The organism is Micromonospora sonneratiae (assembly GCF_042679305.1).
GTDB classification, from domain to species: Bacteria; Actinomycetota; Actinomycetes; order Mycobacteriales; family Micromonosporaceae; genus Micromonospora_H; species Micromonospora_H sonneratiae.
The window spans coordinates 39,778-64,795 of sequence record NZ_JBHTMP010000008.1 but is presented as its reverse complement, the minus strand read 5'-3'; the positions used below and the strand labels follow the sequence as shown (position 1 = coordinate 64,795).

8 protein-coding genes are annotated in these 25,018 nt (G+C 68.8%); 4 read left to right on the top strand and 4 right to left on the bottom strand.

Annotated elements, in window-relative coordinates:
• Positions 1–28: 28 nt before the first annotated feature.
• From ACFQ4H_RS07335 to ACFQ4H_RS07325, 3 genes are read right to left on the bottom strand one after another with little or no spacing between them, the layout of a single operon-like run.
• Positions 29–2,608, bottom strand: coding sequence for a pPIWI_RE module domain-containing protein (locus tag ACFQ4H_RS07335; protein ID WP_377568360.1), 2,580 nt, complete (start codon positions 2,606–2,608; stop codon positions 29–31).
• Positions 2,609–5,953 (bottom strand): pPIWI_RE_Z domain-containing protein, encoded by a 3,345-nt coding sequence (locus tag ACFQ4H_RS07330; protein ID WP_377568356.1) that lies wholly within the window; start codon positions 5,951–5,953, stop codon positions 2,609–2,611.
• A complete protein-coding gene (locus ACFQ4H_RS07325; protein ID WP_377568354.1) occupies positions 5,950–7,062 on the bottom strand; it encodes a pPIWI_RE_Y domain-containing protein in 1,113 nt (370 codons plus the stop codon). Before ACFQ4H_RS07325 ends, ACFQ4H_RS07330 begins: the two co-directional genes overlap by 4 nt.
• Positions 7,063–8,077: 1,015 nt before the next feature.
• Between ACFQ4H_RS07325 and ACFQ4H_RS07320 the strand changes: the two genes are divergently transcribed.
• The 4 genes from ACFQ4H_RS07320 to ACFQ4H_RS07305 all read left to right on the top strand — a co-directional run bounded on the left by ACFQ4H_RS07320 (position 8,078) and on the right by ACFQ4H_RS07305 (position 23,749).
• Positions 8,078–14,164: a DEAD/DEAH box helicase gene (locus ACFQ4H_RS07320; protein ID WP_377568351.1), complete on the top strand. Its 6,087-nt coding sequence runs from the start codon at positions 8,078–8,080 to the stop codon at positions 14,162–14,164.
• On the top strand, positions 14,161–16,560 hold the full coding sequence (locus tag ACFQ4H_RS07315; protein WP_377568349.1) for a hypothetical protein: 2,400 nt from the start codon (positions 14,161–14,163) through the stop codon (positions 16,558–16,560). Before ACFQ4H_RS07320 ends, ACFQ4H_RS07315 begins: the two co-directional genes overlap by 4 nt.
• 129 nt (positions 16,561–16,689) lie before the next feature.
• Positions 16,690–22,857, top strand: coding sequence for a hypothetical protein (locus ACFQ4H_RS07310; protein ID WP_377568346.1), 6,168 nt, complete (start codon positions 16,690–16,692; stop codon positions 22,855–22,857).
• Positions 22,858–23,326: 469 nt separating this feature from the next.
• Complete coding sequence (locus ACFQ4H_RS07305; protein WP_377568343.1) at positions 23,327–23,749, top strand: DUF4326 domain-containing protein; 423 nt, start codon at positions 23,327–23,329, stop codon at positions 23,747–23,749.
• On the opposite strand, the gene ACFQ4H_RS07300 is transcribed toward ACFQ4H_RS07305, so the two are convergent.
• On the bottom strand, positions 23,742–24,629 hold the full coding sequence (locus tag ACFQ4H_RS07300; RefSeq protein ID WP_377568340.1) for a hypothetical protein: 888 nt from the start codon (positions 24,627–24,629) through the stop codon (positions 23,742–23,744). The two genes, ACFQ4H_RS07305 and ACFQ4H_RS07300, sit on opposite strands and share 8 nt — an antisense overlap.
• Positions 24,630–25,018 lie beyond the last annotated feature (389 nt).

Genomic DNA, 25,018 nt, shown 5'->3' with positions numbered 1-25,018 from the left:
CCTCCCGCACCGGGGAGGCCCACGGCCCCTACTCGTCCCTGAGAACCTCTTGCGAACCGAGGTTAGCGATCTTGGTTGGTAGGAGGTATTCCTCGATCTGCTCCGCGAGGTGAAGCGGCCACGGCAGGACGGTGGTGCCCCGTACGTACGGTGCTGCATCTCGCAGCTCGTGCGCCAGCGCCGCCCAGTGCTCGGGCTGGTCGCCGTCCTGGATTCCCGCCACGAGCAGCTCGATGAACTGCGGGTTCCATACCTGGGCCTTCGGCTTTGGGGCAGTGAGCTTGCCGTTGTGCTCGCCGGGGATCAGCTTCGACACGCCCTTCAACGCCCCGGAGTGCGTGCTGGGCTTGCCCGTAGTGCTGCCGTACACCCGAGGCGCCAGGAAGCGCCACAGACCCTTGGGCTGGCCTGTGTCATCGTCGGTTACGCCGTAGCACTCCGGCGTCTCGCCGCCTTCAGCGGTGCGAATGCGTACATGACGCAGGCCGGGCAGCTTGCTGATCGGCTGAGGTCCACCGCCGCCGAAGCCGAGGCTGTCGAGCTGGATGCGGCCGTTGGTGAGGGTGTTCCAGACGCTGCGCAGGTTCTGCGCATGGGTGAGTAGCAGGGTGTCGGGGAAAGCGCTGGTGGCTTCATCGATGACGTCCTTGGCGAACCGGACCACGTCGTCGGGGCCGCACTTGAGGTCCACGTTGACGTACTGCTTACCGATCTCCACGAGCCCGGTGTGCAGAGGCTGCCAGGGCACCTTGGGCGCACGGACTTCCACATGCTGACCGGTGGGGTCGACGAGCACGGCGACCGGGACCTGTCGCGCGAGCCCCCAGACGCGTCCCTTGTTCTGGCGGATCATCCAGATGGCCAGGAGGGCCGGCCGTCGGATGAGGGTGTTTTGCGCCGGCTCAGGCAGCGGTTCGGGGCGTACGCCGAGCTGCCGGAACAGATCATCGACGGCTGCGGCGAACCGCTCTCGGTTCGGGTCAGAGGGCTCCCTGCCCTCACGGGCGCGAGGGGGACGCTTCGGCTCGGCCACCGGGGTGACGAACTGGCTGAGCCGGCCCGTCCGCAGCAGGCCGTGCCGGATGGCGAACTTGGGATCGTCGCCGCGTCGCCGGCCCTGATAGGCGTCGGGGTGGGCGATCTCGACCAGGGCGATTGTCGGGTTTGCCGCCTCGCCAAGTGCGTCGGCGATGTGCTCGATGCGAGCCTCCACCGCGGCCTGGGGCCGGCGTCCGACTTGGTCAAGGTCGGCGCGAATCGTCGGTGCCGCCAGCCGCCGAATCCTGATGGTCGCCGCGCCAAGGTCGATGTGGGCCCCGGCCTCGTCAAGCTGCTCGGCACGGGGCATCGGGACACCGAGACGGGTGGCGAGCCGGTCGAGGGCGTATTGCGTGGCGCGGTCGGTGTCGGTGAGCAGTTCGATGTCCAGGCGCGGCCCGACGATCTCACCGAGGTAGTTGGCCGAAACCTGACTCTCGCTGATGCCGCCAAGCCCTTTGTAAACAGTGCACTTTTCGCGGGGGAGCGCCGCGGCCGGACGGATGTGTGGGCTGAGCTCGCTGATGACCCAGTCCATCAGCGGCTGGCGATCGGCGACCGACAGCCCGGCGCTGACCTTCTCAGCCGAGAGCATGCCGGTGCTGTATACCAGCGCAGCTGCGTCGCCGTGGCGCTGGAGGTAGTCCAGTGGCTTGTCGACCAGCTGCTGCGGGTCGGGCAGACGGTCGAGACAACCGGCTTCCTTCAGTACCCTCGCGAGGGCGTCGTCCCAGCGTGGCCCATAGCTGTTCGAGCCATCCCTCTCCGTCGCCCTGACCTGCTTGATCCGCGCCGTGCCGAAATGACGAGAGTTCTCCAGGCCGGCCAGGTACGGCACGGTCGGTGCTATGTACACCGAGTGGCCGTGTTCGAAGGCGAGCTTGCCTCGCACGGGCATCCAGCGCCGCACGCCGTACGACAGATAGACCAGCAGCTCATCACTGATGGGCAGGGTCTGCGCGCTGATTCCGATCTTGACCGAGAACGGGGTCTGGTCCTCGATCCGCTCCGGCGGCCAGGACATGATCTCCGCGCCGTCGGCGCTCGGGCAGCGCAGGAACCGCAACTCGTTGTGCGGGCACGTTGCGTCCGGGCGGGACAATGTCGCCGCGATCTCCATCGGGAGCAGACGCATGGCGCGCTGCCGTTCTTCGGGCGCGGTCAGGTCCAGGTGAACCGGCGACCAGGTGAGGTGGCTGGCGTTCAGCTCGGACAGGGCCAGGGAGATCTGCTCCGGGGTGCCCTTCTGCGCGCGTACCCACGCCGCGACCAGGTTGAAGATGGCTGTCGGGTTTACCGCGTGGTATGCGAGCAGCCATTCCTGGTCGTCGTCGCCGCGTCCAGCGTACGGAAGCGTGACGACGCAGTCGGGGACGAGGGCGGTGATCGCGTCGTTGAGTGAGGAGATCGGGATGCTGGCGACGTCGCCACCGCGCTGCGCCTGGGCGAGCCGGCGCAGCGGTTCCTTCCAGCGGCCAGGGAACCGCATGAGGTAGTAGGTGCGCTCGATCGGGGCTGCGGGATCGAGACGCAGGACGGTGACAGCGAGGTTGTCGTAGCGGGGTGCCATTCAGCGGTCTCCCATGTTGGTGAGGGCGCGGTACAGGGGCTGGTAGAGCGCCTGGACCAGGTGTCGATCGGTGTTGACGCCGTTAGGCTCGAAGTACGGGGTGAGCACTTCACGCATGCCGTGCAGCAGGCTGGTGCTGGCATCGTCGAGGTCGGTGTCGGTGTCGCTCCTGCGCGCAGTGACCGGTGCGAAGGCGGCGTCGCAGAAGTAGACCTTCGCGGCTTGGCCGCCGCGTAGGAGCCGGCCCACGACCTGCCAGATGGTGACAAGTTGGGTCCAGGCCACGCGTTGGCGCTCGTCCGTGCCGAGCTGGCTGTAGGCGACCATGGCGTGCAGCAACCGCCGCCACTGGCGCTGCGCGGCTCGGCGACGCTGGCTGCCGGCACCTACGAGGCGTTCGTGTGCCGGGCAGTCGTCGTCGAGCGGGTGCGGGCGTAGTTGTTCGAGGGCGTATTGGTTGATCCGCTGGGTGACGTAGCTGAGATCCTTCGGCCGCGGGTGAGGACGTACGAGGAAGAACGCGGCGCCGATGGCGGCCACGCCGTCGTTGTTGAGGATGTTGTGCCCGCGCTCGACGGCCAGGATGGGGGCGACCAGCAGCCACGCATTGTCGGTGCCGAAGTCCGCGACGTCGCCGCGGCGCAGCAAGTGGCCGTCGTCCCAGCCGGTTTCCAACTCGTCGTCGCCGATGAGGCAGCGCACCTGCCCCTCCCAGGAGGACTTGCGGCGAAGCAGCTCGTTGGTGACGGTGCGGGCCTCGGCGTAGCTGCCAACCAGCAGCATGACCTTCTGCCGGCCGGGCGGCAGGGCGGCTCGTTCCCGCTCCAGCCGGTTCGGTCGCCCGGGACCCGCGCCCGGCTGGGTCAGGGCCGCGACCATCTGCCGCAGTGCGCTCGCACGCTCCTCCCCGTAGCGGCCGGACACCCAGATCGGGGTACTGCGTTCGCCTTGGTGCTGGATGTCAAGGGTGAAGGTGGTCTCGGAGATGGCGGCGAGTTTCTGCGGTGAGGGGCGCAGGATCGCCTCGACCGGCACGTCGATGTGGTAGCGAGGTGAGGTGCCGGCCCAGCTGGTCCCGGACAACAGCAGCACGTTAGGGCCCGGCCCCTCGGCGGGAAACAGGTCCGGCAGGCCCACCAGCAGGGCCCGCCCTACGCCCGTGTAGCGGAAGAATCGGAACTCGCCCAGCTGGCCATCTCGGCGGTCGGTCTGGTCTTCGACATACTGAAAGCCGAGCACGTTGCCCATCGGGGATTCGGGCACCGCGACGGCGAGGTCGCTGGGCGGTCGGCGTACCTCTGCCGGAAGCGTGTCGAACATGTCCAGCTCGGCCGCGACTTCCGGCCAGATTGCGAGCATCAGGTTGAGTCGGTGTGCCATTACCGCTACTGCGATCGCCAGCTCCAGCCGCCACACGTTGCGGTCGAGCTCTGCGGGTGCGATCTTCCTACCTTCGACCAACTCCCGGTCGCTCAGCTCGGTCAGCCACTGCCGGACGGTGTCCTCCCGCGTCTCCTCTTCCGTGTCGGACAGTTGCGCCTCGGCCAACGTGGCTAAGCCCTCGGCTACCTCGCCGGATGCTCCGGTCGGATCGTCGATGAACGCGTTGAACTGCTCGCGCAGGAATTTGTAGAGCGGATCGTTGTCCCAGCCGGGGTCCGGCCTGTGACCCTTTGCGGCGGTGTAGCCGGCCCAGTCCTTGGCAAGGCTGTTGAACAGGGTCCAGGCCGTGAAGTAGTCGGGGTCGAGCCAGTCCAACACCGGCTTGCCAGCCCGAACCCGGTCTCGCTGCAGCAACTGGTAGATGATGTCTGCTGCGGAACGGGCCTGGTTCAGGGCCGTGGTAAACCGGCGGATCTGCCGGGAACTGACCGGTGCGCGGCCGGTCGCGCGCAGCTTCTCCGCTACCCGCGCCCCGATCTCGTCGATCCAGGCTTCCTGGCTGGGGCCAAGCAGTACCTGGGCGCTGGCGAACATCTCATCGAGGTTTGCCTGCACCTGGTCGGCCTCATCGACCAGGAATAGGTCGGTGCGTCGCCACGCCGCCTCCAGGTACCGTATCTGCTCGTGGCTCAACGGTCCGGGCACGGGGGTGTGCACAAGACTCCATGGAGTCGCGATCCACACGTTCGCCGTGACCAGCCGGCGCGCGGCCTCATGCCGCTGGCATCGATGCCACAGGGGACATGTGCGCCGGGTCCCGTCCCGCCAGCCATCCACCGGGGCATCCGGATCGGTCTCGATCAGGTGCTGGCAGGGCGCCTCGCGTACCTCAAGTGGGGTGGCCTTGTCTCGGATCGCATCGAGCGGGCACGCCGTGCTGACCAGTTCGAACCCGTACGGCTCGGAGGGCGCAAGCCGGCCAGGCGCCGGCGGCTGGAGTCGATGCAATCGCTCCGCGTGCCGGGTGCGGTTCTGCCCCATGACCGGCGCCGCCACCACGTCGTCGTAGCGGGACAGCTCGTGCGCCATGCGTAGTGCTGCCGAGTTGTCGCCGACCACGATCGTTATCCGCAGGTCATGCTGCGCCGCCCAGGTCGTCAGGATCGTCACGAGGGTGCTCTTGCCGACGCTGACCATGCCGACCATGTGCAGGATCCGATCGATGCAAAGGGTCGTGGCGTCGCCGAAGGTATGGTCGGCCAGCCGGATCTGCAGCGTGACGTCCTGCAGGCGCTCCTCCCATCGGTAAGAGGAACGCCCGGCCTCCAGATCGGCACCGTCCATACCTCGGGCGGTCTCCACCAACTCCTGCCACGTGACCTCGATCGGTGCTCGGGTCCGGACGGCCAGGTCATGCAGAGCCGGAGCCGGCGCGGGCGGAAGGTTGTTCGGTACCGTGACGCCCTGACCACGCGCCGTCGAGCTCATGCGGTATTGCCCAGGCGCGGCGAACCGCACGCCCGTGGCGGCGAAGGGCAGCGGCTCGGTGATCAGCTGCTCGTACCAGGCCCACCGGTTGGTCGCCACGCTGCACTGCCGGCGTACCGGTCGGCCGAGCGGGTCCAGGTGGTAACCCCGTACTGCCTCAGGAGCGGACAGGTAAGCCCGCAGCAACTCGTCCCACCCGTAGGGGCGTTGGCTGCGCCACAGCAGGGCTCGCGCGTTGGCGAGTCGGACCGTCGCGTCGGCTGGTGGGCTCGGCACCGCGTCCCACAGCGCCCGGTAGCCGTCGAGTAACGCGGGTACTCCGTGGGCGGTCTGGCCGGCGGCGACTGTTTCCAGCAGATACAGGCACAGTTCGGTGTCCATCAGCCGGGACGGCGAAGGCTGGTCCCCGGTCGGGGTGTAGTGGCCGCGAAGGGCGCGGGTGAAGCGGTTACGGATGGTGTTGGTCTGCCTCATGCCCCGGCCTCCACCCGGCGCTTCACGGCACCGATGAACTCCGCCTCGGAGACCGCCACGATTCGCCGGCCCGGCCGTACCTGGGGGCACGCCTGCCGTAGCCGAGCCACATACCGAGGGTGCGCCTTTACCTGCTCCTGGCCGACGACGACGTAGGCCCTCTCCGCCTCCGGTGGCACGGTGAACAGCCGCTCCCGCAGCCGCCGGGCGAGCCGTACCGGGTTGCGCCAGGCCTTGATGTCGGCGACCCACGGTCGATCCTCGAAGATCGAGATGTCGCAGGCGTCGAAGTCCGGCCACAGAGCGACCGGTATGCCGAGCTTCCGGATCGCGTCGGCGATGCGCAGCTCTGCACGACCCGGTGCGGTGATGAAGGTGCGCAGCTCACGCCGCAACCACCACACGCCTTCGCTGGCCGGGTGGTCCTCCCCGGCTGTTCCGGGCGCCGGGCAGAATTGGTCCTCGCAGATCCAGGTCCGGTCGTCGTCCAGTGGCAGCCGAAGACCGCCGCATCCGCCACAGGTCCGGATCACTCCGTCCGCCATCGCTTCCGGCGGTGCCTCCACATATGCCTGCCGCACCTCGTTCGCCAGCAGCGCCAGGTCCGGATTCGCCAGCCGCGCATCGAGCTCGATTGCCGCGATCGCGGGCTGCCGAATCAGGAGCTCACGGAACGCGACGTAGGACCGCGGTGCGTTGGCGGCCCGGGCCTTGTCCATCACCGCCCGCAGCAGCGCGTTCTCACGGATCTCGCCTTCGACATCCCCACGGAGGCTACCGAGTTCCTCGCAGGTCGCCGTCGGGCGGCCATAGATCAGCAGCGACTCGTCTGGGTCGACGTCCGCGTCGGTGAGGTCGATCTTCCAGTCGCCGAACGGCTCCTGCGCAAGCTGGAGTAGTTCCACCGCGCTGGCCGGCGCGGGCGCGTCCTGATGCCAGGCGAGCAGGGTCAGCCGGTCCAGCGCGAGCTGCAGGTTTGCCGGGTACGGCAGCCGGAACGCGTCACCCGATGCGGTCTGCTGGGCGTACTTTAGGATCCCGCTGGCGAGCTGCGCAACAGCAACCTGCGGAGTGGGCAGCCATGACGGGTCTGAAGGTGGTTCGATCATATGTGCACTCCGCGTGAGAGAGACGTAGGCAAGGCGGGGTGGGTTCCATTGGACCGCATCGGTATGACAACCGCGCAGCCCTACAACATGCGAAGCGTCTTCGTGTTAGGCGCCGCATGTGGCCCCGCGTGCTCGCGCGTGCGATTGGAGTCCTCGCCCAATCCGAAAGGTCAACTCCGTCTTGAGCTTGCAACTGGCATTTGTGCTGCCTGCTCAGAGGGAGCTTGAACCGCGGTTGAAGTATTGACTTCTAGAGGGGCGACTGCGTCTCAAAGCAATGCAAATTGCTGTCGGTAACCAGACCGAAGTCCCCGCTTGGTCATCCGTGGCTGTCGGGATGGCCGATTTGTCGAGCCGGGTTCGCGGTGTCCGGTCGGGAGCCAGGTCCCCCGATGACTGGGCCGGGTCGTTCACGTCACGGATCGTCCCGAAGTGCGTCTGCAGGTAGATGGATGCCACGAGGCGATCCTTGTAGGACGTCGACTTGTCTCGAGCCGGCCGCCTGCGGATCCTCGGCGGTGCGTACGTCCCGTTTGTCTTCTTCCCGACACAACTTCGGTCCTGCGACCCCTCCCTGCGAGCCCTGCAGTCTCGTTACAGTACGCACTCATCGCGATCGGCGGCACATCAGTCGCTGCGGATGTCAGGGGGTGGTCTATCCGGTTTCGGTGCAACTACTGGTTTCTGGGTAGTTGTCTGTCCGGTATGGTCTAGCGGTGGCTGGCGCTGACGCGGTCGATGAGGGTGATGTCGAAGGCGTTGAGTGTGGCCTTCCATCGGTTGGTCCAACGGGCGTGTCCGAGTCCGGCCGGGTCCATACGGCACCGCCAGATCTGAAAATATGTCCACAACGCAAAGGCGGTTACACGGCGGCCGCCTCGCGTTCACCCCACCTCACCAGCAACATCTCCAACGGCGGCTGCGCGTACTAAGTGCCCTGCAGGAGTTGATCGGCCACGATGGCAGTCGCATGCAGGGTTGATAAGACGATTCGGAACGTGCGATAGACGAGCAGGTGTCAGCGCCGCACGCCGGGGCGGTGTGCCGAACGGGCGGAAGGGACGGCACAACGGACGGAGCAGTTAGCCGCGAGCAGCAACTCGCGCGGCTCATCTCGGACATCGGACCCTGTAACAGTGGCCAGGTACTCGAGGCCGCGCGGCAGCGCTGGCCGGCGATGACGCAGGCGCGACTTCAGAGGATCGCCGCTTCGGCACTGGGCGCTGGGCTCATCCACGACGACAACGGCATCCTCAGGGCAGCCGACGCGCCCGCAACGCCAATCCCTTCCGGGCATCGATCGGCGATAACTGCGCAGGTTCCCCGGGCTGTCGTCGTCGACGTCGAAGCTGTTGTGCGTCCCACTGCGGATCACCCCGACGGGGACCGGCGCATCTACCAGATCGGTGCGGTGCGGTTGTCGTCGGAACGGCGCTGGGTCGAGGAGGCGCCACGCTTCACCGCCTGGGTGCGGCTGCCGGACGTTGACTGGGAAGAGCAGCTGCGGTCCGCGTCCGTCCGTGACCAGTACGCCGCACACGCGATCCCTGTCGAGCAGGCGCTGCACGATCTGCGGGACTATTTGGCGGACGCGGACGTCCTCGTGGCCTACAACGGCACCGGCGCCGACTTTCCGATGCTCGACGATGCGGCCACCCGCGCCGAGCAGCCACCGTTCGGCGCGCTGCGCCGAGCCGACGCGTTGTACCTCGCCCACGCGGTCTGGCCGACCGCCCGTTCTCATCGCCTGGCGGAGCTCGCCGACGAGGTAGGTGTCGGTCGGTCCGGGCTGAGCTGGCACGACGCCGCAGACGATGCCGACCTGACAGCCCGGCTGCTGCGGCACGCCGCGGACACCGTCTCAGGCTTGGACGGGCCGTTGCGGGATCTGCTGCTCGCCGCCGGTGCCGGGTCACCTGCTTGGGACCTGCTCACGTCGCTGCTATCCGCACCATCTGGTCGGCCGGCCGCGGACGACGGCTCGGTCGCCCAGGTGCTCGCGGACGTGCTCGGCAGCGGCGACCTGCGGGAACCAACCCGGCGTGGCCGAGCCGTCCCGGAGAACCTGACGGTGCCGGTGCGACTGTTCGACCGCATCGGTCACGTGGACCCGCACGCACTCGCCTTGGTGGCCGCGCACGGTTCGGTCGAACGCCGGCCGGCGCAGCAGCATATGGCCGAACTCCTGGCGCGCCAGGTCGACGCTGGCCGGGATGCGCTGTGTGAAGCGCCGACGGGAACCGGTAAGAGCCTCGCGGTTCTCGCCACCGCCCTCGACTGGCTCGCCAGCAACTCCCGCCGACGGGTGGTCCTGGCGACGTTCACCAAACAGCTGCAGACCCAGCTGGCCGCCGACATCACCCGGCTCGCCATGGTCGTGCCCGGCCTCGACGACGTCGCCGACCTGGTGAAAGGTAAAGGCAACCGGCTGTCACTGCGGGCACTCGTCGCCGCGCTCACCGACGCGGTCGCCGCGGCCGCCGGAGCAAGCCACCGGGATCGCCGGAACCGGTTCGCCGCCCACCCGGGCTACCGGGAGCTGCTGGTGTACCTGGTCCAGCGGCTGGCCACCGCGACATCGGCGCAGCAGGCGTGGGTGGCACGAAGTGTCGACACCGTCGACATTCCGATCTTCCTCGCCGAGTACATCTCGACGACAGCCGGCCCGCTGATGGGGTTGTGGCTGGCCAGCGTGAGCCAGGAGTCCGACGACTACGGGCCCGGCTCCGCGTCGCCGCTTGCCCACATGACCGACACCGTCGGCGAAGCGCTGGTCAACCATCGCCTCGTCGTCGCCAACCATGCGCTGCTGCTGAGCAACCCGGACGCGTTCGCCGACGACACCCTGCTCGTCGTCGACGAGGCGCACTCCCTCGAACACGCCGCGACAGGAGCCGCGAGCGCCGAGGTGGACTATCGGGCGGTGGAGAACCTCGTCGCCGAGCTGCGTCGCTGGTTTGCCAGCCAGCGCGGGGCACCGGCAGCGCTGGGGGAGCAGATCGCCGACCTGGAGGCGATGCTCGACACCGAGGTGATGCCACGGGCCGCGCAGGCGGTGTTCGACGCCACCGGCGGAGAGCCGGGCAACCGCGCGGCGACCCTGGCGAGCCCGTTCGGTGGGCTCGGCGGCAGCGCCTCGGCGCGGCAGCTGCTCGCCCGGGTGGAACGCCTCGCCGTCGTCGCCGGGCTCGTCTACCGGCAACTGTCCGGTCACCTCGGAGCGGAGCAGATGCAGGCGGCGTCGTGGTGGGAACGGGAACGGGCGGCGTCACTGGCCAGCAGGGTGTGCAGTCTGGCCGAGGCAGCCGACCAGATCACCACCGATGCCCATGCCATCCTCGACCCTCCCCGCCCCGACGCAGGGAACGCTGCCGGGCAGCCGGGCACGCCAGCCGACCAACCTGCCGGCAGCGGTGGGGACGACGCTCGGGGCGTCGACGACGATGAGTCGGGGGAGACCGAAGCGCCGGTGGACCCGCTCGAGGAGCGCCTCGGCGAGGTCGGCGCTGACGACGCTGGGCCGGACCTCATGCCGGACGACTCCGGATCGGCGCCGGTGGTGTCGAACCGGGTCGTGTTCGCCACCGAACTGGAGCTGGAAGGCCTGAGTGTCTCCGCCCGCCGGTACGCGTTCACCGTGACGTCCGCGCCGATCGAACTGGCCCACGACCCGCAGTGGAGGCTCGCCCGGTCGAGGTTCGACCGGATCTTCTACGTGTCGGCGACGCTGCAGGTGTCCGGCCGATGGGACTACATCCGCAGTCGGCTCGGACTGGGATCCGACGTCGACGCCCACTACCTGTCCGGCCCGTTCGACCTCGCCTCCCAGGCGAGACTGGTGTGTCTGACCGACTTCCCCAGCTGGGCGGAGCAGGCCGACGGTGCGGTCCGCACCGTCGCCCACCACCTCACCGGCTACGCCCGAGAGGTAATCCGCCCGGAAACCGCCGGTGATGACGGCAGCGCGGCCACCGGTGTGTTCACCGGTGGTGCGCTGGTGCTGACCACGTCGACACGGGCGGCGTCGGCGATCTCCGAACGGCTGCTCGCCGAACTGCCCGCGGTCGCGCCGGACGTCCCGGTTGCGGTCGCCCCGATCCTCGGCAACGCGCGGGCGGCGCGGGCGTTCACCGAAACCGGAGGGTTCTGCGTCGCGACCCGCGGGATGTGGCAGGGGGTCGACTTTCCCGCCGAGCGGCTGTCGTTGGTGTGGATCAACAAGCTGCCATTCGCGCCATTCGCCGACCCGGTCGTCGCCGCCCGCCGCGCCGCGGTCGCCCGCCGGGCCGCTGACACCGGCCATCCGGATCCGGACCGGGTCGCGACCGAGTCGTACTACCTGCCCTTAGCGGCGATGGATCTGCGGCAGGCCGTCGGCCGGCTGATCCGGTCAGCCCACCACCGCGGTGTCGTGATCATCAGCGACCGCAAACTCGCCGGCCAGACCGCGCTACGGCGAAGCTACCGGCGGGTGTTCCTCGAGTCGCTCGACCCCGGGCTGCTGGTCGCCGATCCCGACACGGGGGAGGCCGCCGGTGGGAACCTGACGACGATGGCTGACGGCTGGGAGCGGATCTGGCGATTCCTCGCCGACTGCGGAAAGATCACTGCCGCGCGGGCCGACGAGCTGTGCACCGCTGACGCGCTCGCTGAACACACCCTGCTGCCGGCCACCCGCAAGATTCTCGCCGCCCGCATCGACGACGACACCGAAACCACTGCCCGTGCCGAAGGTAAACTCGGTGACCTGCTCGTCGAACGCTGCTCCCAGATCGCCGGGTACCTGCGGTTCTCCGACGTCCCACTGCAGCTGCGCGACCAGCAGGAGCAGGTGATCCGCGCGGTCGCCGACAAGGCTGACGTGCTCGCGCTGCTGCCGACCGGTTTCGGCAAGTCCTACACGTTCCAGCTGCCCGCGCTTGCGTTGACCGGCGTCACCGTCGTCGTGTCACCGCTCGTGGCGTTGATGGCCGACCAGGCCCTTGAACTCAACGCCAGCGTCGGCGGCGCCGTCCGTGCCCTCGTCGGGCCGATGGCCGAGTCCAACAGCCGCCGCGGCAAGACCGAGGTCGCTGAACAGCTCACCGGTGTCCACGACTACGGCATCAAGTTGGTCTACATTTCCCCGGAACGACTGGGCAACCGGCGGTTCCAGCAGCTGCTGCGCACCGGGGCGACCAACGGGCAGCTGCGGCGGGTCGCCGTCGACGAGGCTCACACGTTCGTGCAATGGGGCGACGACTTCCGCCCCAGCTTCCGCCGCGCCGCCGGTCTGCTGACTGAGCTGCGCGACCGGCACGGCGTCCGGGTCACCGCGGTCACCGCCACCGCCAACCGTGGAGTGCGCGCCGGGCTGCGCAGCGGCCTGTTCGGTCTGCCCGAGACCCCGTCCGCCGGTGAACCTCTTGTCACCGTCACCGCGGACCCGCTACGGCCGGAACTTGCGATCTACCGGCGGACGTTCCGGGCCGCCGGTCCGAACGTCGTCGCTGGGCTCGCCGAAGCGGTCACCTCCGCCTGCGACGACCATGCGATCTTCTACTGCCTGACCGTCCGGGAGGTCGACACGCTGTACGCGCACCTGCGCGAGTTCGTGGGAGAGGGCGAAACCCGGCGGGTGCGCCGCTTCCACGGCCGGCTGTCGGAGGCGGAGAAAGCGGCGGTCCTCACCGAGTTCCGCGACGCGCCCAAGAACGGGGAGGAGGGGTACGTTCCGCTGCTGATAGTGGCGACCAGCGCATTCGGTCTCGGGGTCAACCGTGGCGACATCCGCTGCGTGTTCGTGGTCTCCCCACCCACCGACCTCGCCGGGCTGTACCAGCAACTCGGCCGCGCCGGCCGTGACCAGGCCGGCTGTGACCCCGCGGAGATCACCGCACCGTCGTACGGGCTCGCCCTAGGCACCGGCCGTGGTTTCCGGACCGTCGCCTGGATGATCTCGCAAGGTCTGGCGAACCCGACCTTGCAGCGCATCGGGAACGCAGTCGTGGCCGCCGCCCGGGGCAGCGGAGTGCTCAACCCCGACCACGTCGCCGACATCGTCATCGGCGAGGAGGTCGACGCCGGGTGGATGTCGCTCGACGACGCCCGCAAACCGGCGACGATGACGATGTACCGCACCGCGGTGATCCGGGCGCTCGCCGCCCTCGACGCGGCCGGAACGGTCGACGACTGCGGCGACTTCCCGGCGACGGTCACGCTGACCCCGCTCGACGATCCGATCCGCTGCGACGACACCCTCGCCGACGCGGCTGCGGTCGTGCAGCAGCTCGCCGCGACCCGGCCGGGACGTCACCAGCTCACCGACGTCCACCAACAGCTCGCCGCAGCCGTGACCGGCTACGACGGCCTCGCCGACGACGTCGCCGGCACTTGGGCGCTGCTGGCGACCCTGCACGACCTCGGCGTCGTCGACGTCTCCCAGGCCGGCAACACCCAGACCCTGGTCTCGGTGCGGATGCTCGACCGGACCGGCCGGCTGCCCGCTGACTTCGCCACCCGGATGAACGCCCACCGGGCCCGGTTGAACACCGAGCTCACCGCGCTGCGGGACTGGTACGCCGAGCAGGCCCAGTGCGCCAACGTCGGCTTCGCCGAGTACTTCGGTCAGCCTGGGCAGTCGGTACCCGACGGCACCTGCAGCACCGCCGCGTGCCGCTGCTCCACCTGCTGGTCGTCGAGCGCCGACACCACACCGACACCGGTGCTGCTGAACGCGTTGAACACCCCGCGGCCGCGGCCGGCCGCCGACCGTGACGGCGCGCCATACCAGGCGGCGGTCGACCGTTACCTGCGGGCGCTGCTGTGGGACAACTTCCACGGCCTGACCGCCGGGATGCTGCACCGGGTCCTGCGCGGCGACGAAGCCTACCGCGACAGCCGCTCCGGTCGGCTGCGACCGCTGTGGCCGCAGCTGCTCTACCACCGGCTGCGCGGCGTCGACCCCGGCATGAAGCTCACCCACGTCACCGACGCGCTCGCCCGGCTTGAAGCCGCCGGCGAGGCGGCCCTGACAGACGGCGTCCGAGTCTGGCGGCTTCGCCGGCACGTCGACCGTGACAACGCCCGCGCCGCGGCGCGGGAGGCAGGAGCCGCCCGATGACGATGACCGCGACACCGACATGGCGACCGTTCCACGACGAACCGCTGTTCACCGACGACCTGCTACGCGACGTCGACGACATCCCCGACGCGGTACGCGCGGCCATCATCGCCTACCTCGAGCAGGTCGCCCACGTTCGCCGGGCGCCGCTGCACACCACCACCGCGTTCAACGCGCTTCACTTCGGCTTCGACCTGCAGACCCGCGGTTACCAGGCCGCCGTCCTCGACCCCGAACTGTTTGTGCGGCTGACCACCGATGCCGCGACGCTGCCGGCGCTGCCCGTCGGCACGTTCGTGCGCATCGAACGGGGTCAGCAGTCGCTGTGGGCCGAGGTCGTCGCCCGCTTCGGCGCCGCCGACGGCGTCCACCCGGATGGGTGGGTCCCTGCACGCCTGTCCGGAGCACCGGCGGTCCTCGACGACACCGGCTGCCGGTCGGTACGCGTGATCGTCGACCCGGAAGCGTTCGGCGCACCACTCACACCCCGGGAACGCACCGAACTTCACCGGCTGCGCCAGCGTGGTGTGCTCCTCGACGAGCGTGGACACCTGACAGGACAGGTCTGCTACCCCGGTCCTCGGCTGGCCGGCCTCGACGACATCGCCCTGTACGCCCACCATCTGCTCACCGCCGGCAAACCACTACTGGTAGGTGGACCGCTCGGCGGTCTGCTGATCGACCCGCACGACGACGACACCCTCGCCGTAGCGTTGCAGACGGCGCTGCACACGATCGACAAACTGCTGGACGTCGCACCGCACCTGCGTCGATGGGGCGGCTACGCCACCCCGGTCGACCGGTACCACCACCGGCGGGAAGACCCCGGCCTGCTGGGCGGGGAAGACCTCGACGACCTGGTCCACACCATCGCACGGTCGGGGACCGGACCACGGTTCACCGGTGTATGGCCGTGGCTGGCTGGCAGAGTCGACGAGGTTTTCGCCACCGACCCGGAAGACGTCGACGTCGACCCGTTCGAGCTCACCGCGGCCGCCGAAGCGGTCGTGCACGCCAACCTCGCCGTCGCCGACCACGCCACGGCAGCCGTCGACGGTTTGCAGCCGAACGGAGTCCACCTGCGCGTCGACGACCTGTGGCAGGTGGGCGGCGTGTGGCTGGCGCAACCGTCCCCGGTCCCAGCGGACCTGCGCGACGTCGACCCGCTACGACCCCTCGGGCTCGGCTACCACCAGTCACAGCCGCCGTCCCAGAGCACCGATGACGGTACCGGCGCAACCGATCCGGCCGAAATCCAGCAGCCGACTGACGACACCGAAGCGATCACCGGCACCTGCACGGATCAGCGGGAACCCGGTCCGGACCCCGACACGACCGACCCGGAACCGGACGACACCGAGACAGAAGGACCCGCCGGAGACGAGGTCGTTGTCGAACACCTCGACGACAACATCGCCGTGTACACCGTGGCGCTGCGACCAATCCACCTCGACAACGACACCCTGCCGGTACCTGACCGGATCGCCGCCATGCTCGCCGACGGCGCCGTCGTCATCGAACTGCACCACGACGGCGACGACCTCTCCGACGACGAGAGGATCCATACGGTCGAACACGGCGACGGGGCGCTGACCGGTGTCGCCTGGCCGCTGTCGTTCTACCCGGGGATCAAGGTCATGGTCTCGCTCGCCCGCGGCGCCCGCAGACTGGCCGCTACGACGACGTTGCTCGAACGGCCGCTGCCCTACGGTGACGAGTTCCGCTGGGACGCCGACCATCGACTGCTTGCCACCGCCCTCGGAATCGACCTCGACCCCGACCCGGCACCCGAGGAGACTGACGGCACCAAGCCGGACGCAGACGACGAACCGGCACCGCCGACGGTGCCGGCGAAATACCAGGGGATCGACCCGCTACGGCGGCTGATCCTCGCCGCGTTTCGCCGTCACGGCACTGAGGGCACGTTCGGCTCCCGCAGGCTGACCGGCAAACAATTGCTCGGCGTCATGTTCGGCGCAGACTTCGACAACCCGCCGCTGATGTGGCAGGTGATCTACACCTGTGAACGTCTTGTGGACGCCGGCAAGCTCACCCGTGAACCGAACCCGGGACGTCCCGACAAGCCGGGAAGCGGTGGACCGGACACGTTCGTGTGGTGGCCCAGCCAGTCGGCCCGCCAGCACGCCGACTACGCCGCGGCGCAACAGCGGCACGCGGCGCTGCGGGAGCGCACCCGCGAGCATTGGGTGCCGCCCAACTGCCGGGCGCTTCCGAGCGGGTACCGCGCCAGCGACCAGGCGAAGGAGAACTATGCCCGGCATGTCCGGAGAGTATGGGGCCAGCACGCCGACACGAGACTGCCCGACGGGTTCACCTTCGTCAAAGGACACCGCAGGGGAAGTGATCCGGGTCCATTGTGGCTACCGCTGACATGACATCGACGACGTCCCCTCGCCGACGTCGTCGATGTCATACCCGCTTGTTCTACTGACGTCTCGCCCGTCCATCGGCCGCCAGCACCGTTTCCAGCACACAGCCCTCCGCGGATAGGAGTCACACCCCAGATGAGTGGTCGCCTGCGGCACCGTCACCGTCACACACCGGTGCTGATCTGCACCTCGGAAGGGTTCGCCGAGCTGGCCGCCGAGGCCACCGACGACGAAGAGCGGCAGGGATACACCGCGAAGGCCGAACTCGCCGCCCAGCTCGAGCGTCTCAACGACGCGCTGGAGGCGGCATTCAAGGTCTTGACCCCGGAGGAGTTCGCCGACCTCGTCTGGCGCATCCCCAACCCGGAGCGCACCGACTTCCTGAGCCACCTGCGTGTGCCATCGGCGAGGAAACCCGTCCCGATCGCGGCCGCCAACGGGTTGGCCAAGCTACGTACCTGGACCACCGCAGACCGCAGACGGGCCGCACGCACCATCACCCGGCCGGTCCTGCGGCGGCTGATGGAACCACTCGACGCGTGGCTGACCGACCGCGATGACGACGCGTTGCGCAAGGCGCTGGTCGACGACGCCAGCCAGGCCAACGCCGTCCGGCTGATGGTTCTCGTGTTCTGGTACGACCTGCCACAGGTCGTCGCCGCACTGCGGCTCGCGCTCACCAGCGGACTGGCCCTGCCGACCTGGCCTGCGGAGGTGGTCAACGACATCGCCGCCGCCTGCGCCCGCCTGGAAGTGCTGGGAGCCGACGCGATCAGCGACCCCGGTTCGGACACAGAAACAGAAGACGGGGCAGACATGCCAGACAGCAGCGAAACCACCGTAGGGTTAGCCGCCAGCCACCACGGTCCCACTGAAATCGGCGCTCACCGACCAGACGTCACCACCGCGGTGACGGACGCCGACGTCGAAGGGGGCCCGGCGGCGGACACGACCGTCGCGGAACTCGCCGTCCGGTTGCGTACTACCGTCGACACCGCCCACGATGCCACCCAGCAGATATTCGACGCTCTCGCCGCGTCAAAGCTGCCCGATCAGCACCTGCTCGACCGGGTCGCCGAGCTGGGCACGGTCGTCACGCATGCCCGGGCCGTCCTCGCCGGCCTCGGCGTGGACCCCGACTTCGGTGACGACTGCGCCGAACTCGCCGCCGCGCTCGACCGTGCCTCAGCCGTACAGGACAAAGACCGCACAGCACGCGAACAGCTGACCCGGCTGACGCACCTGTCCGGACCCGACACGAGCGCCGACATGCTGGCCGGCGTCCGACAGCTCGCCCAGCAACTCCTCGACACCGACTGCTGGGACGACGACCAGCGCAACCACGTCACCGCGCTCATCACCCTGCTGCAGATCATCGACGCCGCCGAAGCCGACGACATCGCGCAGGCGACACACCTGTACTCCACCGCGCAGCAGCACCTGCCCACGGAGCTCGGCCCGGTGCTGGTCGTCGCACTCATGGGAAAACTGACCGCCAGGACCGACGACACCACCGGCGCACACAACGCCGCCGCCCGCCAAGACGATCCCGCCGAGAGCGTGGACGCGCCGGCGTCAGAGGCCCGGACCACCTTCGCCGTAGCGGTAGCGACCGCCCCGCCGACCGGTGCGCCCGCCGTCTCCGACGGCATCGCTGTCAACGAATCGCCGGCCGCCCCGAACGGCACCGCCGGCAGCGTCGCGCCGGTCACGGCCAACGGCTGCGGTCATGACGACCCCGTGAGCACACGAGACAACGGCACTGGTGCGGCCACAAGGGCGGAGGCGATCGAGCCCCGCGCCGCCGCCGACGCGGCGGCGCAGGACGGGCCCGGTGACCAGCCCAGCGACGGAGCCGACCTGATCAGTCTGCAGCCGAAGGCGCCGTCTGAGCAGCATCGGCCAGCTGGCGCACCGCGGAAACCCGACGACGCCGCGGACGACAGCCTCATGGCGTCGCTGCTACGCAGACGGCGCTACTGTCTGGCGTTCCACGCCGCGACCGCCCGGGGGAACGCCACCCGCGCCCAGGCGCTGCGCATGCTCACGCTGTCCGAAGCGGTCCGCAGCGAAAGCGGCGCCACTTCGGCCATGCTGCGCGCCGACCTCGACACGCTCCACGTACACCACTTCGACGGCGACCGCGCCTCCCAGCTGGCGCTGCTCGCCGCCGCCGTCCGCGGGGCGCTGGTGACCGCCGACCCGAACGCCGGCACGATCCTGGAGGGCCTGGTCGGCTCTCTGCACGAACTGCCGCACCTGACCCGGGTCGCCGGCGCGATCGGCACCGCCTCCGCCCGCGGCCTGCTGTCCAGCAGCGCGATCCTCGCCGCGCTCGCCCCGATCGCAGGAGCCGACCAGAGCATCGCCACCGCCGTCGAGGCCGCCGCCCAGGCACGCGACCGGCTGCGGACCGTGCGGTTCGCCCGCGCGCAGCAGATCGCCGACCGCTGGTGGTCTGCCGGCGGGCTCATCGGCCAGGTGCTCGACATCGCCGCCCACGACCGTCGCGTCGACATCGACGTCGCCGTCGAACGGCTGCGCAAGTTCGCCCGCCGGGAGGCGATCGTCGAGGAACTGATGCGTGAAGACGCCCAGATCCGGGCGAAGAACTCCCGGCCGCTGGAAGGTGCGGCCCGTCGGCGCCTTACCGACCACGCGCGTGAATGCCTCGACGCCGTCGGCGCCTGGGTCGACGCGGTCCGGGCGAACCCGGACGCGGCCCGAGACAGCCTTCAGGTGCCCCCGCAACTGGCGGAGCTGCGCAACGAGGTCCGCGCCGGATGGGTCGACGCCGACATCGAACTGCGCGACACGGCGGGAACCAGCGACGATGTTCTCCTCGCCGCCGCGGCGGCTGCCTGCCGGGACAGCGTCGCCCGCAGTGTCGAGCTGCTGGACGGAACCAGTCTCAGCGGGACCGAACCGGACCCGAACATCGTCCTCAACCGGGAGCTGCTGCGCAGCCCGGCCCTGCCGGTCGACGCGAAACTGAACCCCGCCAGGCCGGTGACGATCACCGACATCGAGTCAGCGGTGGCGACGTCGTGGGCGGCCGCGTTCGACGCCCGGCTTGCCTTCGAGGACTACGGCGCGGCGCGGATCATCATCGACGCGGTCGCAGACGCAGACCCACTGCGGGTCGAGGAGATGGTGGACCGCCTCGAGGGCAGCATCGCCCGGTCGCAGAACGAGGTGCGGGCGTTGCGGGCGGATGTCGCCACGCAGGTGGAGAAAGCCGCCCGGCTGGGACAGCTCAGCCACGCTGACAACTCCCGGGTCATCGCCGAGCTGGAGGCAGCCAACCCCAAGCGCACCGACCTGGGAGCGGTCCGACGCCAGCTCGAAGACATCGCAGGCCGTCTGCCCGAGTACGCCAGCAAGGCTCAGGAGGCGATGCGAAGCCGTGTCACGATCGAGCTCAATGAGGCCGCCAGCCGGGCGGCCAACAACACCGGTCCGAAGGTCTCCGACAACGCCGCGGAGCTCATCAACGCCCGCATCGACACCGGAGATCTCGCCACCGCCGAGGAGTACCTGCTCAACATCCTCGCTGGAGAGGATCCACCCAGCACCATCCGCTCGACCGACCTGGAGAAGTTCCTCGCTGTCCTCGGCGCCGCCACCGACGGTGTCCCCCCGGCGCTGATCCGGGCTGCCCGGGACGGGGACACCCACAACGGCCTCGACTTCAGCCGGCTCAACGATTTTGAACGGACCAACGCCGTCGAGGGCCTCGAGCAGTGGCACCGGATGACCACGGAACGGCAGTCGTTGCGCCACCAGCGGACGAAGTCGGTGCTCGGGTATGCGCTGCGGCTGGCCGGTGTCGAGTTCACCGGCGAAAGGACCCCGTACAAGCTCGGTAACGCCCCGACCCGGAAATGGGTCGAGCTCACCGGCGTCAAGCTGACCGGTGGGGCACGGGTTCCGGCGTTCGGGTCTCGCGCCGGTGACCTGCTGAAGGTGATGCTGTGCTGGGGCGTGCAGGACGCCGCCACGCTGCTGACCTGGGTGGAGCAGGATCAGAGCAACGACCCGATCCTCGTCTTGCTGTTCGGCAGCATGTCCGCCGACCACCGCAAGGTCCTGGCCAAGGAGTGCGCGGCCCGCGCCGACCGGCCGGTCATGGTCGTCGACGACGCCGCGATCGCGTTCCTCGCCGCCCGCGGAGGCGGGCTGTTCGCCACGACCGAACGGATCCTGCTGCCGTACGCGGCGACGAACCCGTACCACCCGAGCGGACACGACGCGCTGCCCAGGGAGATGTTCTTCGGCCGCGTTGACGAACGCAAGAGCATCCTCGACCCGTACGGCGCGAACCTGCTCTACGGCGGCCGGCAGCTGGGCAAGTCGGCGCTGCTGCAGGCCGCGGCCCGCCAGTTCGAGCTCTACCAGGACCGGGTCGCGGTGTATCTGCCGCTGTCAGGCGGGTTCGGCGCCACGGTCAAGATCGACGACCTGTGGAACATGATCGCCGAACGGCTCGCCCAGCGGGGTATCACCTCGCCGCGCAAACGGGCCCGCGACGCCGCCCAGTACGTCGAGACGACGATCACCGCGTGGCTTGGCAGCAACAACCAGCGCAGGCTGCTGCTGCTTCTCGACGAATGCGACGGGTTCTTCGACGCGGACGCCCGGACAGGGTTCGAGCACACCACCCGCCTGCGTAACCTGATGATGACCACGAACCGCAACTTCAAGCCAGTGTTCGCCGGCCTGCACCAGGTCCAGCGGTTCGCGCACCTACCCAACCAGCCGCTCGCCAGCGCGCACTTCGGCGACCCGATCGCCATCGGCCCGCTGACACCGGCCGCGGCGCACGATCTGATGTTCACCCCGATGGACACCCTTGGGATCTCCTTCGACTCCGACGAGCTCATCCACCGGGTCCTCGCCTACTGCAACTACCAGCCGAAGCTGCTGCAGATGGTCGGCGAGGAGCTCGTGCGGGAAGCGTTGAGCCGACGGGGCCTGGAAGGGCCGCGGTACCGCATCCGTGACGAGGACCTGGAACGCGTGATCGGCTCCAACGCCGTCCGGCAGAAGATCCGTGAGACGGTGCACCTGACCCTCAACCTCGATTCGCGGTACAAGCTGATCGCGCTCGTCGTCGCCCTCTCCGCGCTGGAGAAAGGCGCCGACCACGCCATCCCCACGAACATGCTGCGGGACGAGTGCCTGGCGTGGTGGCCGGAAGGGTTCGCCGACCAGGGAGCCGACGAGTTCCGGTCGCTGCTGTCGGAGATGAGCGGCCTAGGGGTCCTGTCGGAAACTGGCGGCCGGTGGCGGCTGCGGTCCAGCAACGTGCTGCGTCTTCTCGGCACCGCGGAGACCATCGAGGAAGAGCTGTGCGCGCTGGAATGGCGTAACGTTGTCACAATCCTGTCGGCCGAGCAGGCCCGCCGCACGCTGACCGACGGCCGCATCTCGCCGGTGAGCGAGAAGCAGCTGGCCACCTTGACCGAACGGAGCAACCACCTGTGGGTGGTCGTCGGCACCCAGGCGACTGGGATCGACCGGGTCGCGGCACGGCTGACCGAGGAAGCGGACATGATCGGGGCGCGATTCACCCTGCATGTGACCAGGGGGCCAGCGGGCTACCGGCGGGAACTGCGCGGCGGGGCGCCCGGTGACCGGCACCGGGTCGTGCTCAGCGACCTGTCGACAACCAGGCTCGACAACGCGCTCAACGAACTGCTCCAGGCCGACACCCTGCTGCCGGCAGCCGGGGTGACCCGCTCCCTGGTCGCGGTCGTCGACGCCAGCGTCAGCGAACTGTTCACCAAGGACGACGCTCCGCCGCTGGGGGAGGTCACCGACCGGGTGATCGTGCTGCGCCGGCTGTCGCCGGGCGGGCTGCGGTCGTGGGTCGTCGACAACGAGATCTCGTGTTTCGGTGACGCGGCCAGCCAGAAGATGCTGCTGGAGGCCACCGGCGGATGGACGGTGCTACTCGACGACGCCGCACGGCTCGCGGCCACCGAACGCACCGCCCGACGCGTGTGCGATGCGATCACCGCAGCAAGGCTCAACAGCGCCGAAGTCGCCAGTGTGTTCGTCGACCAGGTCGGACTGGCGAACAACCCGACGCTGGCGGCCGCTTTCGACTCGCTGCTCGACTACAACGCTCCGATGAGCAGCGAAGACCTGGCCACCTGGCTTGAGGTAACCGAATGTGGCGGCGCCCGGTCGGTGGAGGCGTTGCGGTACTTCGACGTGCTCGTCGAGCGACCCGACGACGGGCTGTGGGAACCGGAGCCGGTGTTCGCGGCGGCGTGGAGGAAAGCGCGACAGCAGTGACAGGCTGGTCCGGCGGCGGGTTCGTGACTGCCGCCGGAACAGATTGGTGAACCATTGGCCCGAAGCATTGGGTTTCGTCGTGGGGTGGCGGTTATCGCCTGTCGGCGTAGCGCCGGGCGACGTACATCCGGGTGCTCGGCGGGTGCTCGGTCGCCGTGGACAGGGTCGGCGTCATATGGACTGTGTGGTACGTGCGTCCGGTGGTATCAGCCGAGACCTGCCGATTCGTGGACTGGTGGGAAGCGTGGGCACGCGGGGCATCGATTGACGCTGGCTCTTAATCCGCGGGTTCGGGGTTCGAGTCCCTGGCGGCGCACAGGCGATCAAGGCCCTGGCCTGGTGGTTCACACCGGGCCGGGGCCTTTTTCGTGTACGTGGGTGGTGGGTGGTCGCTCGGTGGGTGCTCGGGAGCCGTTGGACCGGGCCGGGGTTGCTGGGACATGTAGTTGTTCCGTGGACGACTGCCCTCATGGTCATCTCTGAGGTGGCCAGCCTGCATCGGGCCGTGGTCATTGGAGCATCCGCCAGTCCGGGCGTCGATGCGCTTCCTTCGAGCATCCACGCGGGGCCGGTCGTCGCCGATTACGCTGGCGGCGTGGGGGGACAGCCTCGGGTTCGTGTGCAGGGGGATCTCTATCACCCGGTGGTACCACCGGGTGCCGTGTACGTGGGGCGGCAGGGGTTCGGGTTGCGGCGTTCTCCTTGGGCCAATCCGTTTAGCCTGCGGAAGCATGATCGGGCGGAGGCGTTACGCCTCTATCGGCAGTGGCTTGTGGGGCAGCCGGCCCTTGTTGACCGGGCGCGTCGGGAACTCGCGGGGAAGCAGTTGGCGTGCTGGTGTCGGGTCGAGGATGCGTGCCATGCCGACGTGCTGGCCGACGTCATTAGTTGACGTGCAGCCGGTACCGGGCGGTGGGCCGTCTCGGTGCGTAGACGCCGCCGATGCTGAAGGACTGCGGTCTTGCCGCTTGGTTGCCTACGTAGAAGGCGACGTCGCGGTCGGCGGCGCAGAGCTGGGTGAGAAACTTGTTCTTCAGCTGCTCCTCGGCCTCCGGGTCGGTGAGCTGGCCCAGGCGACGTTGTAGGGCGACGAACTCCCAGTCCCAGAGTGTCTGCTGGTGGCCGCGGCACTGACGGTCCGCGCAGCGGTAGCGGTAGGCGCCGGTGAAGCGTGGTGCTTGAAGCGGGCTGCGTTTCGCCGGTTCCAGTAGGTCGAGCTGGTTGAGGTAGCCAGTGATCTTCCTGCGATCCTCCGCCGACCATCCGGGATGTCGCTTGACCTGCAGAGCCGAGATGTCGGCCACGCGAATCAGTGCGATCGATCGTGCGCTCGGGTCGTCGCGGGCCTGTTTGTTGAGCCGGCACATGGAGTCTTCGACGAGTGGATCGAGGAGGTTTCGACGCGACTGCCGACTGGCGAGGTGCCGTTCGGTGGTGATGGTGTCCACGATCGGCTTCCAGCTCTCGCGTCGCTGGTCTTGCCTGGCTGGCAGTGCGTCGACGTAGATGATGTCGTACTTGTGGAACTTGCCGTCGTCGTCGAGGTCTCGATAGTGGACCGGGTAGAGGCGAATCCAGCCCGTCCAGGGTGGGTCTATGCCCAGTGCCCCGACGCAGACCGTCTCCCCGTACCGCGCGGAGGGGTTGGGTGCCGCTTTCACCGTGATCAGGAGGCGCAGCTTTGCTGGTCGTGCCAGGACTGGCTTCGGCCTCGGCTCTTCGTCGGTGCTCGGTCCCCACAACGGAAGCTGTTCCAACGGAACCACCCACATTGCTCAACGCAGTTGGACATGCACTGTTAGTTACATAGACAGTCTCACATCTGGGGATCTGGCGCTAGCCGGCCGGGGGCGAAGGCGGCTGCCCAGCCGAACGCTGGCGCGGAGAGTTCTCCTGAATTGATCACTTTCAGTAACCACTGTCTCGGTGGGTGGCGCTTCATCGCCGAGCCGGGAAGGCGTGCGTCAGGCGTTTCTGGCGATCGGTACCGCAGTGCGGTGCACTCCGTGGAGATCAACTTTTGGTGGCCCGGTTTAACCGCTTCGCTTCCTTCGTCCTCAGCTCTTCGGCTGATTCATTGAACAGTGATCTCCAAAATCGGCCCCAAAACCACGGTTTGGGTATGTGGGTGCTCGCACGGCTCGCCGACGCCTGGCCCAAC